Source organism: Streptomyces sp. NPDC111744, from assembly GCF_055634995.1.
The window spans coordinates 154,454-167,754 of record NZ_JBVKCG010000015.1; the positions used below are offsets into that span (position 1 = coordinate 154,454).

Below are 13,301 nucleotides of genomic sequence, written 5' to 3' on the forward strand. Positions count from 1 at the left end.
ACGGTTGCTGTGGTCAGGTCTCCGGGGCCTTGCGCGCGACGCCCAGCACACAGTAGGAGGTCGGCAGCCGCAGGCCGTTCTCCGGCAGGAACACCCGCCGGTACGGGCCGAGTTCGAACCCGGCCGCGCGCAACTCGGCAACCGGCTCCCGGGACAGATGGCAGCCGCCGCTCAGCAGCGGCCACACCGTCCGGTCCAGCGCCCGCTGGGTGAACAGCATCGCCGGGCCGCCGCCCCGCCCGTGCTCGAAGAACCGCAGCTCGCCGCCCGGCCGCAGCACCCGCCGTACCTCCGCGAGCGCCCGTGGTACGTCCCGCACACTGCACAGCACCAAGGAGAGCACCGCCGCGTCGTATGCCTCGCTCTTCACCGGCAGCGCCTCCGCCGCGCCCGGCACCACGTCCACCGGGACATCGGCGCGGACGGCGGCCTCCGTCGCCAACTGCCGCAGGGTGCGTTCCGGTTCGATCGCGACGACCTCCGCCACCGACCCGGGATACCGCGCGAAGTTGAGACCGTTGCCCGCGCCGATCTCGATCACTCGCCCGGACAGCCCGGAGAGCAACCGCTCCCGGACGGCGGCCATACCGAGCCTGGTCTCGGCGGCCACGCTGCAGCGGGCGTAGAAGCGGGCGAACAGCGGGTGGTGGACGGGATCCCGCACCGGATTCCCGGCAGCGGTGGACATCAGCCGCATGACGATACCTCCCGAGGGGAGCAGGTCTACGGTGATTGTCCCCCGCGAAGGGCCGTCGCACCCCCCGCCGCCCGATCAGGCGATGAAGTCGCGCACCTGCTGGTAGACGCCGTAGTCGTTGTTCATGTCGGTGTGCGAGATGCAGCCGACGCCGACGTTGGTCGCCCCGCTCAGCAGGGCCGAGGAGTCCGGGTCGATCGCCGCGTCGCAGTTCGACCAGTACGCCGCGTAGGAGACGCTGCCGGGCGTCTCGTCGCCGGAGTTCAGCGAGGTCAGGAAGGAGCTGCCGGTCTGCATCTCCTTGCAGGACGTGTACAGCCACCCGCACAGCGAGGCGACGCTCGTCCCGTGGTTCACCCCGGCGACCGACACGAAGTCGTCCACGTACGAGGTCCCGCCGAGGTTCTTGAGGTAGTAGCGGCTGTTGAGCGCGCCCATGGAGTGGACCACCAGGTCCACCTTCGAGGCACCGGTCTGCGAGAGGACGGTCTGGATGTAGCTCGACAGCTGCGAAGCCGTGGTGACGTTCGACTTCGTCCAGTCGTACGACCACGCGAACAGCTGGGAGGACGAGTAGCCGTCCGCCTCGAAGTCCGCGATCCAGTCGTCCCAGCTGCTGGAGTCGCTGCTGAGGCCGTGCACGAAGACGACCGGGTTGTGGCTCGCCGCCTGCGCGGGAGTGGTGGCCAGGGGGAGTGACAGAAGGAGCGAACCGGCTATCGCCGTCAGAGCGGTTGCGATGCGACGCTTGGCGCGTTGCATGATGCCTCCTGAAACGGGTGGGGTTGTTCAGGAGTGTCGGGACGGGTCTACGCGCGCCGCATCGGTGAAGTCGCCAGTCTTTACGAGTCAACTAACTCGCCAGTAACGTCTTTCGTGTGGTGATACCGGTGAATCCCCCACCTCTTGACCGCACTTCGCCACCGCAGACGACCGACGCGGGGCCATGCCCGGCTTCGGCGCTCCCCGAGGGCGTACGCGCCCGGGTGCGACGCGTCGTATACGAGGATCAGCGCGCCGAGGCCGAACTCGTGCCGCGCCTCACCGACCGGCAGACGGCGGGCCTCGACCCACTCCCGGTCGAACCGGCCGAACTGGCCCCGCGGCTGCTCCATGCCCTGCGCCGGGAGATCCGCGCCCTGCCCGACGACACCCGCCGGCTGCTGCTCCTCGCCGCGGCCGACCAGTACCCGGTCGCCACCCACGCCTTCCTGCGCGCGGTCACGGCCGGCCGGCTCGACACGCGCCCGCTGGAGGCCGCCGAGACCGCCGGGGTCGCCCACGCCAGTGCCGGCGGGGTGTTCTTCCGGGATGCCTGGACCCGGATCGCCGCGTACGGGACCGCCTCACCGGCCGACCGGCGCGAGGCCCACCAGCTGCTCGCCCGGGTACTGGGCGGCAAAGGCGAGACGAGTTGCCGCTCCTGGCACCGGGGCGCCGCCGCGCTCGGCCCCAGCGCCCGGCTCGCGGCGGAACTCCGGGTCGCCGCCGACCGGGCCCGTACCGAGGGCAGACCCGCGCTCGCCCGCGCCCTCGCCGAACGCGCCGCCGACCTCTGCCCGCACCCGGTTGAAGAAGCCCGGCTCCTAGCCCTGGCCGCCGCCGACGCCTGGCGCTCCGGGGAACCAGACCGGGCGAGACGGCTCGCCGCCCGTACGGACGACTCCGCCCTCAACGGGATCCTCGCCCTCAGAGCCGGCAACGCCTCCGAGGCCTTCGACGCCCTGCTCACCGCCGCCGTCCGGCAGGAACGTTCCGCTGACTCCGCCGAACTTCTCGCCCTCGCCACGGAGGCCGCCGTCTACACCGGCGACCTGAGACGCTGCCGCGAGGCCCATGACCTCGCCCAGTGGCTGGGCCTTTCCCCGCCCGGCGTCCTCCCCGGACTCGCCGCCGCCGTCGAGGGCCGCTACGACGACGCCCGGATCCTCCTCAAGGGCACCGCCGGCCGCTGCGGGCCCGGCGGGGACCCCGGTTTGCTGATCCACTCCGGCATGGCCGCCCTGATGCTCGGCGACCACACCCGCGCCGCCACCGCCACCCTCCGGGCCGCCGCCTCGGCCCGCGCCCTCGGCACCCCGGCGACGGCCGCGCAGGCCACGGAGTTCCGGGCCTACGCCGACTTCTGGACCGGCCGCACCCGGGCCGCCGAGGCCGCCGTCCAGGAAGCCCTGAGCCAGGCGCACGCCACCGGGCAGGACAACGGCGCCTGCCATCTCCAGGCCGCACTCGCCATGTTCGCCGCCGTCCGAGGCGACCAGGAGGCCTGCCGTGAGCGCTCCGCCGCCGTCCGCTCCCACGCCCTGGCGCACGGGCTCGGCCTGCCCGCCGCCCTCGCCCAGTGGGCGCTCGCCTTCCTCGACCTGACCAACGGCCGCTTCACCGCTGCCGCCGCCCGGCTCCGCGCCCTCGCCGGGTTCGGCCCCGGACACGGCCACCGGGCCATCCGGCACCTGGCCACCCCGCACTACGTCGAGGCCGCCGTCCGCACCGGAGACACCCGGGTCGCCCGCGCCGCGCACGCCGACTACCACCGGTGGGCCACCGCCGTCCGCAGCACCGACGACCTCGCGCTCAGCGCCCGCTGCCGGGCCCTGCTCGCCCCCGGCGCCGAGGCCGTCCAGCACTACCGCACCGCACTCGACCTGCACGCCCGGGGCACCCGCGACTTCGAACGCGCCCGTACCGAGCTGCTGTTCGCCGGAGCCCTGCGCCGACTGCGGCACCGCGCCGAGGCCCGTGACCGGCTGCACAGCGCGCTGGCGGCCTTCGAGTCCTTCGGCGCCCCGCACTGCGCCACCCAGGCCCGCGCCGAACTCCGTGCTCTGGGCACGGCGTTGACACCTGCCACCGGTGCGCCCGACCCGGCCGCCGTCCTCACCGCCCAGCAGCTCATGGTCGCCCGGATGGCCGCCGAGGGTGCCACCAACCGTGAGATAGCCGACCGGCTCAACCTCAGCCCGCGCACCATCGACCACCATCTGCGCGGTGTCTTCGCCCGGTTGGGCATCCGGTCCCGGATCGAACTGGTCCGGCTGCTGGCCGACGGCACGGCTTCCTGAGCGGGTGATGGAGCGCCCCGAAGGGGCGCGGGGCTGTATCGATATGCGGCTCCGCCGCGTGGGCGCGACCAGCCGAAACGGCGCCGCGGACGGCCGACGGCCTGTCTCGGCGTTCCCGGCAGCGCGCTCAGCCGGCCTCGCGCGCCCGGAACGCCTCCGCGTCCCAGCTGCCGTCCAGTCGTGCGGACAGCCAACTCGGTGCCGCCGCACGGAAGTCCGCGGGCGCGAGCGCTCCGGCCCCGGCCGGCAGTGCACCGAGCAGCGGGGCTCCGGCCACCTCAGGAAGATCGGCGACATTGCAACGCGACGCAAGATCAGGCAACTCGGGCCAGCTTCCGATCACCACTCCCAGCAACTCCAGCTCACTACGCCGCAGTTCACGGGCCGTCAGCTCGGTGGTGTTGAGGGTGCCGAGTCCGGCCGACGCCACCACCAGCACCGGCGCGGCCAACAGCCGGGCCGCGTCCGCCAGCGTGCCGCCCTCCGAGTCGAACCGCACGAGCAGCCCGCCCGCGCCCTCGACCAGCACCACTTCGTGCTCGGTGGCCAGCTTGGCGGCGGCCTCCGCCACCTCGTACGGACGCACGGGCGCCATCCCGGCCCGGCGAGCTGCCGTGCCCGGCGCCAACGGCTCGGGGAAACGGGCGAGTTCGGCGGCCGTCACCGCGCCCGCGAGCCGCGCGACCTCGTCGGCGTCCCCGCGCTCGTCCGGTCGTACCCCGGTCTGTGCGGCCTTCAGGACCGCCACCGAGCGGCCCGCCGCGAGCGCCGCGGCGGCGACGGCGGCAGTGGTGACCGTCTTGCCGACCTCCGTGCCCGTCCCCGTGATCATCAGGATCGGCATGTTCATCCCTCCCGCGCGGCGGCGCACACCGCGCGCGCGATCCGTGCCACGTCCGCGTCGCCCGTGACGTACGGGGGCATCGTGTAGACCAGATCGCGGAACGGCCGCAGCCACACACCCTCGCGCACCGCGGCCGCCGTGGCGGCCTTCATGTCCACCTCGTGGTCGAGCTGGACGACCCCGATGGCACCGAGGACGCGGACGTCCCGCACGCCGGGGACGTCCCGGGCCGGCGCCAGTCCGTCCCGCAGGCCCGTCTCGATCCGCTTGACCTCCGTCTGCCAGTCCTGGCCCAGCAGCAGCCCGATCGAGGCGCACGCCAGGGAAGCGGCGAGGGGGTTGCCCATGAACGTCGGGCCGTGGGCCAGCACCGGCACCTCACCCCGCGAGATGCCCTCGGCCACCCGGGGAGTGCACAGGGTCGCCGCCATCGTCAGATAACCGCCGGTCAGCGCCTTGCCCACGCACATCACGTCCGGGGTGACGGCCGCGTGGTCCGCCGCGAACAGCGCGCCGGTGCGGCCGAAACCGGTCGCGATCTCGTCGAACACCAGCAGCACGTCATGCGCGTCGCAGGCCTCGCGCAGCACCCGCAGATAGGCGGGGGAGTGGAACCGCATCCCGCCCGCGCCCTGCACCACCGGCTCCACGATCACCGCGGCCAGTTCGGGCGCGTGGTGCTCGATCAGCGACCGCAGACGGTCGGCGTACGACTCGTCGTACTCCGTCGGCGGCGCGTCCGCGAAGACCTGGCGGGGCAGTACCCCGGACCAGAGCTCGTGCATTCCGCCCTCGGGGTCGCACACCGACATCGGCTGCCAGGTGTCGCCGTGGTAGCCGCCCCGCCAGGTCAGCAGGCGCTGTTTCGCGGGGCGGCCCAGGGAACGCCAGTACTGCAGACACATCTTGACCGCGACCTCGACCGACACCGAGCCGGAGTCGGCGAGGAATACATGCTCAAGCCCGTCCGGCGACATGTCGACAAGGAGCTTCGCCAGACGTACGGCGGGCTCGTGGGTGAGCCCGCCGAACATCACATGGCTCATCCGGCCGAGCTGGTCGCGCGCGGCCTCGTTGAGCACCGGGTGGTTGTAGCCGTGGATCGCCGACCACCAGGACGACATCCCGTCGACAAGATCGCCCGCGCCACCAGCCAACCTCAACCGGACCCCGCTCGCCGACTCCACGACGAGCGGCTCGGCCCGGCCCGGCATCGGTCCGTACGGATGCCAGACGTGCCGCCGGTCCAGCTCCAGCAACTCGGGGACGCTCAGATCAGGCATTGGGCGCGAGATCCGTTCCGGCGCCCCGGCGGCGGACGGCGACCAGGTCGGTGCGCGGCTCGTTGGCGGCGGCGGTGCCACAGCCCCCTTCATGAGCACCGCACCCGGCCTCGGCGTGCGACCCGCAGCCGGCGCCCCCGACCTCCGCCCGGTGCTGCGGCAGAGTCACCTCGTCGGCGCCCTCGACCACGAACCCGGCGTCCGCGATCATCTCCAGGTCGGCCTGGCCGGCCTGGCCCTCGGTGGTGAGGTAGTCGCCGAGGAAGATGGAGTTGGCCAGGTGCAGCGCGAACGGCTGCATGGTGCGCAGATGGACCTCACGGCCGCCGGCGATACGGACCTCGACGTCCGGGCAGACGAACCGCACCATCGCCAGGATGCGCAGACAGCGCTGCGGGGTGAGGTTCCACTCCTTGGCCAGCGGGGTGCCCTCGACCGGGATCAGGAAGTTGACCGGCACCGAGTCCGGGTCCAGCTCGCGCAGCGCGAAGACCACGTCGACCAGGTCCTCGTCGGTCTCGCCCATACCGGCGATCAGACCGGAGCAGGCCGACAGACCGGCCGCGTGCGCCTTGGTGACGGTGTCCACCCGGTCGGCGTACGTGTGCGTGGTCGTGATGTCCCCGTACGTTCCCTCGGACGTGTTGAGGTTGTGGTTGTAGGCGTCCGCGCCCGCCTCGCGCAGCCGCTCGGCCTGGCCGTCCGAGAGCAGGCCGAGGCAGGCGCACACCTCGACGCCCTCGTTCTGCTCCTTGATCGCCTTGATGGTGCCGGCGACCCGGTCGACGTCCCGGTCGGTCGGGCCGCGTCCGCTCGCCACCAGGCAGACCCGCTTGGCGCCCCCGGCCAGACCGGCGGCGGCCGCCTTCGAGGCCTCGTCGGGTTTCAGCCAGGTGTACTTGAGGATCCCGGTCGAGGATCCGAGGCGCTGCGAGCAGTAGGAGCAGTCCTCCGGGCACAGGCCCGACTTGAGGTTGACCAGGTAGTTGAGTTTCACGCGCCGGCCGAACCAGTGCCGGCGCACCTTGCCGGCCGCGGCCACCACATCGAGCACGTCGTCGTCGGAGGTCGCCAGCACGGCGAGCGCTTCCTCGCGGGTCGGCAGCTCGCGCCGAAGCCCCTTGTCCACCAGCGTGTTCAGCAGGTCCATGAGAGCCGATCCTGTACTACGAGGCTGCTCCGGGCCAAGGAGAGTTTGCACAACCCTGTCAGTTCGACGTGTGGGTATTGCCACACAGTGGGTGGCTGCCGGTGCCGCTAGGGTCTGTCCACTGCCTACAAAATGACCGGAGGAGCCATGGCGTTCGGCTGGATCGACGAACAGGCGGAACTGCGCCGCCGCGCCGGACTGGTACGGACCCTGCGCCCCCGCCCCGCCGACTCCCCGCTGCTGGACCTGGCGAGCAACGACTACCTGGGCCTCGCGCACCACCCGGAGGTCGCCGAGGGCGCGGCCGGGGCGGCCCGGACCTGGGGCGGCGGCTCCACCGGCTCCCGGCTGGTGACCGGCACCACGGAACTCCACACCGAGCTGGAGCGCGAGCTGGCCGAATTCTGCGGGTCCGAGGCGGCCCTGGTCTTCTCCTCCGGCTATGCCGCCAACCTCGCCGCCGTCACCACCCTCGGCCCGCACGGCTCCCTGATCGTCTCCGACGCCCTCAACCACGCCTCCCTGATCGACGGCTGCCGGCTGGCCCGGGGCGCCACCCAGGTCGTCGGACACGCCGACCCGGACGCCGTACGCAAGGCGCTCGGCACCCATGAGGGACCCGCGGTCGTGGTCTCCGACTCGGTGTTCTCGGTGGACGGCGACGCGGCACCGCTCGCCGCACTGGCCGAGGCATGCCGGGAGCGCGGCGCCGGGCTGCTCGTGGACGACGCCCACGGGCTCGGGGTCCTCGGGGACGGCGGGCGGGGCGCGCCGTACGCGGCCGGGCTCTGCGGCGCCGACGACGTGGTCGTCACGGCGACCCTGTCCAAGTCGCTGGGCAGCCAGGGCGGGGCCGTGCTCGGCCCGGCCCGGGTGATCGACCATCTGGTGAACGCGGCCCGGACCTTCATCTTCGACACCGGCCTGGCCCCGGCCGCCGCGGGCGCGGCCCTGGCGGCGCTACGGCTGCTGCGCCGCGAGCCAGAACGAGCGGTGCGGGCCCGCGAGGTCGCCGCGGAACTGCACGCACGGCTGACCGCCGCGGGTCTGGAAGCGGTACGTCCGGACGCCGCGGTGGTCTCCGTGCGGGCACCGTCCCCGGAGGGGGCCGTGCGGTGGGCGGCCGACTGCCGTACGGCAGGCCTGGCCGTGGGCTGTTTCCGTCCGCCTTCCGTGCCGGACGGCATCTCACGGCTCAGGCTGACCGCCCGTGCGGACCTCTCCGGGGCCGAGATCGAACGCGCTGTACAGGTGATCGGCGAGACACGACCATGAGTCGGCGTGACACGGCCGGGCCTTGCCCATATGCGGATACGGAGTCGGTTACGGGCTGATCAGCCGGTGAGCGCCGACACGAAACCCGCCCAGCTCCCGGAGGAGAAGAGCAGCGCGGGTCCGGCCGGATCCTTGGAGTCGCGCACGGCGAGCAGTCCGGTCAGCGGACCGGAGAGCGGCCGTGCCGTCTCCACACAGTTGTTCGCTCCGGTGCTGTAGCTGCTGCGCAGCCACCGCAGTCCGTGCAGATCAGCACTTGAAGGTACGTTCCGAGGCAATGCAGTCATGGTGCCTCCTTACGCGCCGTCACCTATCCCGGCGATGTAATCCAACGAGTCCTCGGTCGAAAGGGCGTGGATCTGAAGGGTGTTGAAGGCCTCCGAGTACGCCTGGAGGTCTTCTTTCCGTTCGAGGTAGAGGCTACTCGTCAACTGGTCGAGAACAACCACGTCCAGATCAGAAGTGCTCGGGAATGAGAAGATTACGAAAGGACCGGTGATGCCGACATGGGCTCCGGCCGAGAACGGCAGCACCTGGAGCCGTACCTGGGGCAACCGGGCCGCCTCCACCAGCCGCTCCAGCTGTCTGGCCATCACGCCCGGGCCGCCGACCTCCCGGCGCAGCACCGCCTCGTCAAGGACCGCGCTCAGTTCCAGCGGCGGACGGTTTCGCAGCACGTCCTGCCTGGCCAGACGCACCTTCACCAGGGCGTCCAGCGCCTCGTCGTCGAGCCCGTCCACGGCTGCCCGGGTCACGGCACGCGCGTACTCGGGGGTCTGCAGCAGCCCCGGTACGACCGAGGTCTCCAGCGTGCGCATCACGCTGGCCTGCGACTCCAGACTGATGAAATCCCGGTAGGTGGGCGGCAGCACCCCGCGATAGGCATGCCACCAGTGGTGCCGCCCGGCGGTGTCCTCCGACCCCGCCAACACCAGCAGCAACTCCCGCAGTTGCCCCTCGGACACGCCGTAGGCGTCGAGGAGTAACCGCACATCGGCCGGTTTCACACCGCTGGCGCCGGTCTCGATCCGGCTCACTTTCGACTGATGCCAGCCCACCAGACGGGCGGCCTCGCCGCTCGTGAGGCCGGCGCCGGTGCGCAGCGTGCGCAGTTCGGCGCCCAGTTTCCGGCGGCGTACCGCGGGACCGTTCTGCATGGGCTACTCCTTACTCCTTCCGAGCCGCCCAAATACGCTCTGAGGTCGCAGAGTTCACCGCATCGAGCGACAGATATATGCATATCCTGGTGGATCGCTCCCCTGACCGCCCTGGTAATGGCAGTCTGACGAAGAAGCACCAGTCCGGGACCGTACTCGAACCATCCGCACCGTGTCGGGCTCCGGTCCCGTGGGAAAGGGACGACGTCGCCATGGCAGACCACCTGGAAGCATCCGTCACTCTGCCGAGCGATCCCGCCTCGGTCTCCGCGGCCCGCTCCTATGTGCTGGGCACCCTCGCGGAATGGGGGCTGCCACCGGAGACGGAGACCGCGGACACCATCCGCCTCATTGTCTCCGAGCTCGCCACCAACGCGGTGCAGCACACCTTCGGGCAGTCACCCACCTTCACGGTGGACCTCGTCCTCCACCGCGACGAACACCTGCGCATCGGCGTCACGGACAGCCACCCGCGCTTCCCCAAGAGACTCCCCGCCGCGGTGCAGCAGGACAACGGGCGCGGCATGGTCATCATCCGCTGGCTCACCGCGGAGTGCGGCGGCAAGCTCCGGGTGCGCCCCACCCGGGAGGGCGGCAAGACCGTCTTCATCGAGCTGCCCTGGGCAGTCCCGGCCGGCACGGTCACCGTGGCCGGCCAGCAGGAACCGTAGCCCTGAGCTCCTGCCGACCGACTCTCGGCGGGGTCAGCTGACCCGGCCGTACCAGACGCTCCGCGTCCAGATCTTCTGGAGCTTCACCACGTCCCCGGACTTCGGGGCGTGCCAGATCCGTCCCTTCCCGGCGTAGATGCCGACGTGGTACACGCTGGAACCCGAGTGGAAGAAGACCAGGTCCCCGGCCTTGCGGTTGCCGGCCGAGATGTGACGGGTCTTGTTGTACTGCTGGGCCGCCGTACGCGGGAGCTTCTTGCCCGCCTTCTTGAACGAGTACAGCGTGAGCCCGGAGCAGTCGAACCGGTTCGGCCCGGTGGCGCCCCAACTGTAGGGCGAGCCCTTTTTCGAGGCAGCGATCTGAAGTGCCTTCGTCGCTATCGTGGCGGCCGAGGCGTCGGAGGCGACACCCGGGATCACGATGGAGCCGCCCACGGCGGCGATGGTGAGCGCCGAGGCCGTGCCGGCCCGTGCCATCAGTGACGGAACACGATTGAGCGCAGTCATGCGCAACCCTTCGTCAGCCGCCTGTGAAAGATGACCTGTCGGATTCGGGCTGGCGAAGTTGCCCGGCCGCGTTGCCGCGGCTTCACCCCAAGGGCTGCTCGGCCCGGTCATGGTGCGACCGTTCCGGCGACCCGTCGTGCTTGGGTCCTCCACTCCTGCCGATCCACTTCCGTCGACCGGTCATCCGGGCGGCGGCAGGACTCGGCGTCCGCCCGGACCGCCCCGCCGTTTTGGCGGGGGCTTGTCGTCGACAGGGATCTTCACTCACGCCTGTCCGAAAATCCCAACGGAATCGGCGATTTGTGGGGTTACTCACCACCCACCCGTTCGGGTGGACAGTGTTGTGTTCGATTATCCGTCAACTGCCCTGCGTAGCCCCGGACCTGCGCCGAAGCCTTCCGCGGGCACCTCCGGGCGCGCACGTCGAGCGGCCTCGGCGGTCAGGTAAAACCACGCCAACCTCCGCCGAACGGCGGTAACCCCTTTGGGTCGTTTCGACTCCGGCCCGGTCGGCCGGTGGACGTGTCGCACCGGACTTCCGCGGGCGTCACCGTACGCAGTCGGGCGGGAGTGCGACGCGAGCGGTCCGGCGCTCACCGTCGAGTACCCGCAATGCCCTTGCCAACGTGTCCCCGTGGAGCTCCGTCTCACCCCGTCGGTGCATCAGGGCCAGTGCGTCGCGCAGCTCGGACGCCGCGCGCACCAGCGCCTGCGCGGCGCGCAGCCCACGATAGGTGTCCTCGTTCTGCGCCGGGTTGATACGGCCCAGCAGATCGACCACGTCCAGGTAACGGTCGATCAACTCGCCCTCGGCGCGGGTCAGCGCGGGCAGCGGCGGAAGCTCCGGTGGCAGCATCGGCCGCTCACCCCGCGTCCGGCAGACCGAAGGAGGTCCTGCGGCTGGGCACGACCCGGTCCACCAGCCCGTACGCCAGCGCCGCTTGCGCGTCCAGGACCAGATCCCGCTCCAGGTCCTGGTGGACCTGGTCCGGCGTGCGGCCGGTGTGCCGGACGAGCATCTCTTCGAGCAGCGCGCGGATCCGGTCCAACTCCGCCGCCTGGATGACCAGATCGCTCGGCTGGCCCTGTACCGGTTCCGGCAGCGACGGCTGCTGGAGCACGATGCGCGCACCCGGCAGCACGGACCGCTTGCCGGGTGTGCCCGCCGCGAGCAGCACCGCGGCCGACGCGCCGGCCTGCCCCAGGCAGATCGTCTCCACGTCACAGCCGACGTACTGGACCGTGTCGTAGATCGCGGCCATAGCGCTGAACGAACCGCCCGGAGAGTTGATGTACAGCGAGATGTCCCGCTCAGGCGCCGCGTGCTCCAGGTACATGAACTGCGCCATCACATCGTTGGCCGAGGTCTCGTCGACGGGCGTGCCGAGGAAGACGATCCGCTCCTCCAGCAGCTTCGAGTACGGATCAAGGGTGCGCTGCCCGGCGCTGGTGCGTTCGGTGAACTCGGGCAGGACGTAGCGGGCGGACGGTCGGGTCATGGCGTACCCCTCCTCGCGGCTGAGGCGTCTCAGCGGCCGGACTCTCGCTACAAAATGTACAGGACGTACAGAGCCTCGCGAGGGTATTGCGTGGGGATTCCGCTCTCGCCGAACAAGATGTGATGTCCGGGGTGCCCCGTAAGCTGGAGACATGGCCTACGAGATTCCGGTGACGCAAGCCAGGGCTGAGCTCGCCGAACTGATCAACCGGGTGGTGTACGGCGGTGAGCGCGTCGTCGTGACGCGGCACGGCAAGCCTCTGGTCGCCCTCGTCTCCGCCGCCGACCTCGAACGCCTCGAAGAGCTCCCGGAAGCCGCCGAGGACCAGGTGGTCAGCGCGGTCTCCACGGTCCGCGAGACCGCCGCCGTACGCCCGGAGCGCGGCCGCTTCGGCATCACGGCCGAACACCGGGGCGCCACGGGCTCCTAGGCCCTGTCGTCACATTCCGGTCGGCCCCGGGATGCCGCCGCACCGGGCCCGTCCGGTACGAGGGCGAGGGCCCGGCACTCCCCCGGCCTCCGGCCTGGGGACCCCCAGAACACGCACCTGACGCCGCGAGGCCGCCGTCCGGGCGACGACGGGAATGTGACGACAGGACCCAGCCTCCGTCATGACTGACATCGGCCCTCCCGCGGAACGTCCGGGGAGGGCCGACGGGTGTGCCGAGGGCTGTCAGGCGACCGTGAAGCCGCCGTCGACGGGCAGGGCCGAGCCGGTCACGGAGGTGCCGTCCATGAGATGGCGGCGGCACCGGAGACATCCTCGGGGCGCCCGACGGCACGGCGTCTGCCGCCGCCGCGAACCGCGTCCACCGTTGCTCCTCCGCAAGGAAGTCCCCCAGCGCGTGTCGACGGCGCCGGGCGACACGGCGTTCACCCGCATGGGCGCGAGCGCGGCGGCGAGAGGCGACACCATCCTTTCGACGGCACCGTTGACCGCCGCAGAGGCCACCGTCCCGGCCGGCGCCGACCGCGCTGCGGAGGCGGAGATCAGCGTGATCGGTCCGGTGGACGAGGGGGCGGGGCGGCAGTTGGCGGTGCCGGTGGTTCGCGCCGTGCGCTGAGACTCGGCCCCCTGTGCCGGTCTTCAGATGATCAAGGTCCGGTTAACGTCGTCGAAACTCCGGCAAACTAGCCTGCCGATCCACGCCACCAG

Annotated in this window: 15 protein-coding genes; 4 read left to right on the top strand and 11 right to left on the bottom strand. The window is 71.5% G+C overall.

Annotated features, from left to right (window positions below; genetic code table 11):
* Nucleotides 1-13: 13 nt before the first annotated feature.
* Complete coding sequence (locus tag ACZ7OO_RS29420; RefSeq protein WP_471509253.1) at nucleotides 14-697, bottom strand: class I SAM-dependent methyltransferase; 684 nt, start codon at nucleotides 695-697, stop codon at nucleotides 14-16.
* A gap of 75 nt (nucleotides 698-772) precedes the next feature.
* Complete coding sequence (locus ACZ7OO_RS29425) at nucleotides 773-1,459, bottom strand: esterase/lipase family protein (RefSeq protein WP_471509255.1); 687 nt, start codon at nucleotides 1,457-1,459, stop codon at nucleotides 773-775.
* 116 nt (nucleotides 1,460-1,575) lie between these two features.
* On the opposite strand from ACZ7OO_RS29425, the gene ACZ7OO_RS29430 reads away from it, so the two are divergent.
* Nucleotides 1,576-3,759 (top strand): helix-turn-helix transcriptional regulator, encoded by a 2,184-nt coding sequence (locus tag ACZ7OO_RS29430; RefSeq protein ID WP_471509257.1) that lies wholly within the window; start codon nucleotides 1,576-1,578, stop codon nucleotides 3,757-3,759.
* Nucleotides 3,760-3,886: 127 nt separating this feature from the next.
* On the opposite strand, the gene bioD is transcribed toward ACZ7OO_RS29430, so the two are convergent.
* From bioD to bioB, 3 genes are read right to left on the bottom strand one after another with little or no spacing between them, the layout of a single operon-like run.
* Nucleotides 3,887-4,603, bottom strand: a complete 717-nt coding sequence (gene bioD, locus ACZ7OO_RS29435; protein ID WP_471509259.1) for a dethiobiotin synthase — start codon at nucleotides 4,601-4,603, stop codon at nucleotides 3,887-3,889.
* A 2-nt stretch (nucleotides 4,604-4,605) separates the two neighbouring features.
* Nucleotides 4,606-5,886, bottom strand: a complete 1,281-nt coding sequence (locus ACZ7OO_RS29440) for an adenosylmethionine--8-amino-7-oxononanoate transaminase (RefSeq protein WP_471509261.1) — start codon at nucleotides 5,884-5,886, stop codon at nucleotides 4,606-4,608.
* Nucleotides 5,879-7,036: a biotin synthase BioB gene (gene bioB, locus ACZ7OO_RS29445; protein WP_471509263.1), complete on the bottom strand. Its 1,158-nt coding sequence runs from the start codon at nucleotides 7,034-7,036 to the stop codon at nucleotides 5,879-5,881. Before bioB ends, ACZ7OO_RS29440 begins: the two co-directional genes overlap by 8 nt.
* Nucleotides 7,037-7,183: 147 nt before the next feature.
* Between bioB and ACZ7OO_RS29450 the strand changes: the two genes are divergently transcribed.
* Complete coding sequence (locus ACZ7OO_RS29450) at nucleotides 7,184-8,311, top strand: 8-amino-7-oxononanoate synthase (RefSeq protein WP_471509265.1); 1,128 nt, start codon at nucleotides 7,184-7,186, stop codon at nucleotides 8,309-8,311.
* Nucleotides 8,312-8,370: 59 nt separating this feature from the next.
* Here the strand turns inward: ACZ7OO_RS29450 and ACZ7OO_RS29455 are convergent, their stop codons facing one another.
* Both ACZ7OO_RS29455 and ACZ7OO_RS29460 read right to left on the bottom strand, forming a co-directional pair.
* Nucleotides 8,371-8,598 carry a DUF397 domain-containing protein gene (locus ACZ7OO_RS29455; protein ID WP_471509267.1) on the bottom strand — a complete coding sequence of 76 codons (228 nt, stop codon included), beginning with the start codon at nucleotides 8,596-8,598 and terminating at the stop codon, nucleotides 8,371-8,373.
* 9 nt (nucleotides 8,599-8,607) lie between these two features.
* Nucleotides 8,608-9,468, bottom strand: coding sequence for a helix-turn-helix domain-containing protein (locus ACZ7OO_RS29460; RefSeq protein ID WP_471509268.1), 861 nt, complete (start codon nucleotides 9,466-9,468; stop codon nucleotides 8,608-8,610).
* Between the two features lie 212 nt (nucleotides 9,469-9,680).
* Between ACZ7OO_RS29460 and ACZ7OO_RS29465 the strand changes: the two genes are divergently transcribed.
* Nucleotides 9,681-10,139, top strand: coding sequence for an ATP-binding protein (locus tag ACZ7OO_RS29465; protein WP_352222191.1), 459 nt, complete (start codon nucleotides 9,681-9,683; stop codon nucleotides 10,137-10,139).
* A 33-nt stretch (nucleotides 10,140-10,172) separates the two neighbouring features.
* On the opposite strand, the gene ACZ7OO_RS29470 is transcribed toward ACZ7OO_RS29465, so the two are convergent.
* From ACZ7OO_RS29470 to ACZ7OO_RS29480, 3 genes are all read right to left on the bottom strand, one after another.
* Nucleotides 10,173-10,646 carry a C40 family peptidase gene (locus tag ACZ7OO_RS29470; RefSeq protein WP_471509270.1) on the bottom strand — a complete coding sequence of 158 codons (474 nt, stop codon included), beginning with the start codon at nucleotides 10,644-10,646 and terminating at the stop codon, nucleotides 10,173-10,175.
* Nucleotides 10,647-11,193: 547 nt separating this feature from the next.
* Nucleotides 11,194-11,502 carry a hypothetical protein gene (locus tag ACZ7OO_RS29475; RefSeq protein ID WP_046730013.1) on the bottom strand — a complete coding sequence of 103 codons (309 nt, stop codon included), beginning with the start codon at nucleotides 11,500-11,502 and terminating at the stop codon, nucleotides 11,194-11,196.
* A gap of 7 nt (nucleotides 11,503-11,509) precedes the next feature.
* A complete protein-coding gene (locus ACZ7OO_RS29480; protein WP_471509272.1) occupies nucleotides 11,510-12,145 on the bottom strand; it encodes an ATP-dependent Clp protease proteolytic subunit in 636 nt (211 codons plus the stop codon).
* Between the two features lie 151 nt (nucleotides 12,146-12,296).
* Between ACZ7OO_RS29480 and ACZ7OO_RS29485 the strand changes: the two genes are divergently transcribed.
* Nucleotides 12,297-12,575 (top strand): type II toxin-antitoxin system Phd/YefM family antitoxin, encoded by a 279-nt coding sequence (locus tag ACZ7OO_RS29485; protein WP_471509274.1) that lies wholly within the window; start codon nucleotides 12,297-12,299, stop codon nucleotides 12,573-12,575.
* Nucleotides 12,576-12,818: 243 nt separating this feature from the next.
* Here ACZ7OO_RS29485 and ACZ7OO_RS29490 read toward each other — a convergent pair whose 3' ends face one another.
* Nucleotides 12,819-13,145, bottom strand: a complete 327-nt coding sequence (locus tag ACZ7OO_RS29490; protein WP_471509383.1) for an SDR family oxidoreductase — start codon at nucleotides 13,143-13,145, stop codon at nucleotides 12,819-12,821.
* Between the last annotated feature and the right edge of the window lie 156 nt (nucleotides 13,146-13,301).

Bases quoted from the DNA above. Each gene is read 5' to 3' on its own strand.
- bioB (WP_471509263.1), bottom strand. From the start codon at position 7,036: ATGGACCTGCTGAACACGCTGGTGGACAAGGGGCTTCGGCGCGAGCTG.
- ACZ7OO_RS29455 (WP_471509267.1), bottom strand. From the start codon at position 8,598: ATGACTGCATTGCCTCGGAACGTACCTTCAAGTGCTGATCTGCACGGA.
- ACZ7OO_RS29475 (WP_046730013.1), bottom strand. From the start codon at position 11,502: ATGCTGCCACCGGAGCTTCCGCCGCTGCCCGCGCTGACCCGCGCCGAG.
- ACZ7OO_RS29425 (WP_471509255.1), bottom strand. From the start codon at position 1,459: ATGCAACGCGCCAAGCGTCGCATCGCAACCGCTCTGACGGCGATAGCC.
- ACZ7OO_RS29470 (WP_471509270.1), bottom strand. From the start codon at position 10,646: ATGACTGCGCTCAATCGTGTTCCGTCACTGATGGCACGGGCCGGCACG.
- ACZ7OO_RS29420 (WP_471509253.1), bottom strand. From the start codon at position 697: ATGCGGCTGATGTCCACCGCTGCCGGGAATCCGGTGCGGGATCCCGTC.
- ACZ7OO_RS29450 (WP_471509265.1), top strand. From the start codon at position 7,184: ATGGCGTTCGGCTGGATCGACGAACAGGCGGAACTGCGCCGCCGCGCC.
- ACZ7OO_RS29465 (WP_352222191.1), top strand. From the start codon at position 9,681: ATGGCAGACCACCTGGAAGCATCCGTCACTCTGCCGAGCGATCCCGCC.
- ACZ7OO_RS29440 (WP_471509261.1), bottom strand. From the start codon at position 5,886: ATGCCTGATCTGAGCGTCCCCGAGTTGCTGGAGCTGGACCGGCGGCAC.
- bioD (WP_471509259.1), bottom strand. From the start codon at position 4,603: ATGCCGATCCTGATGATCACGGGGACGGGCACGGAGGTCGGCAAGACG.
- ACZ7OO_RS29480 (WP_471509272.1), bottom strand. From the start codon at position 12,145: ATGACCCGACCGTCCGCCCGCTACGTCCTGCCCGAGTTCACCGAACGC.
- ACZ7OO_RS29485 (WP_471509274.1), top strand. From the start codon at position 12,297: ATGGCCTACGAGATTCCGGTGACGCAAGCCAGGGCTGAGCTCGCCGAA.
- ACZ7OO_RS29460 (WP_471509268.1), bottom strand. From the start codon at position 9,468: ATGCAGAACGGTCCCGCGGTACGCCGCCGGAAACTGGGCGCCGAACTG.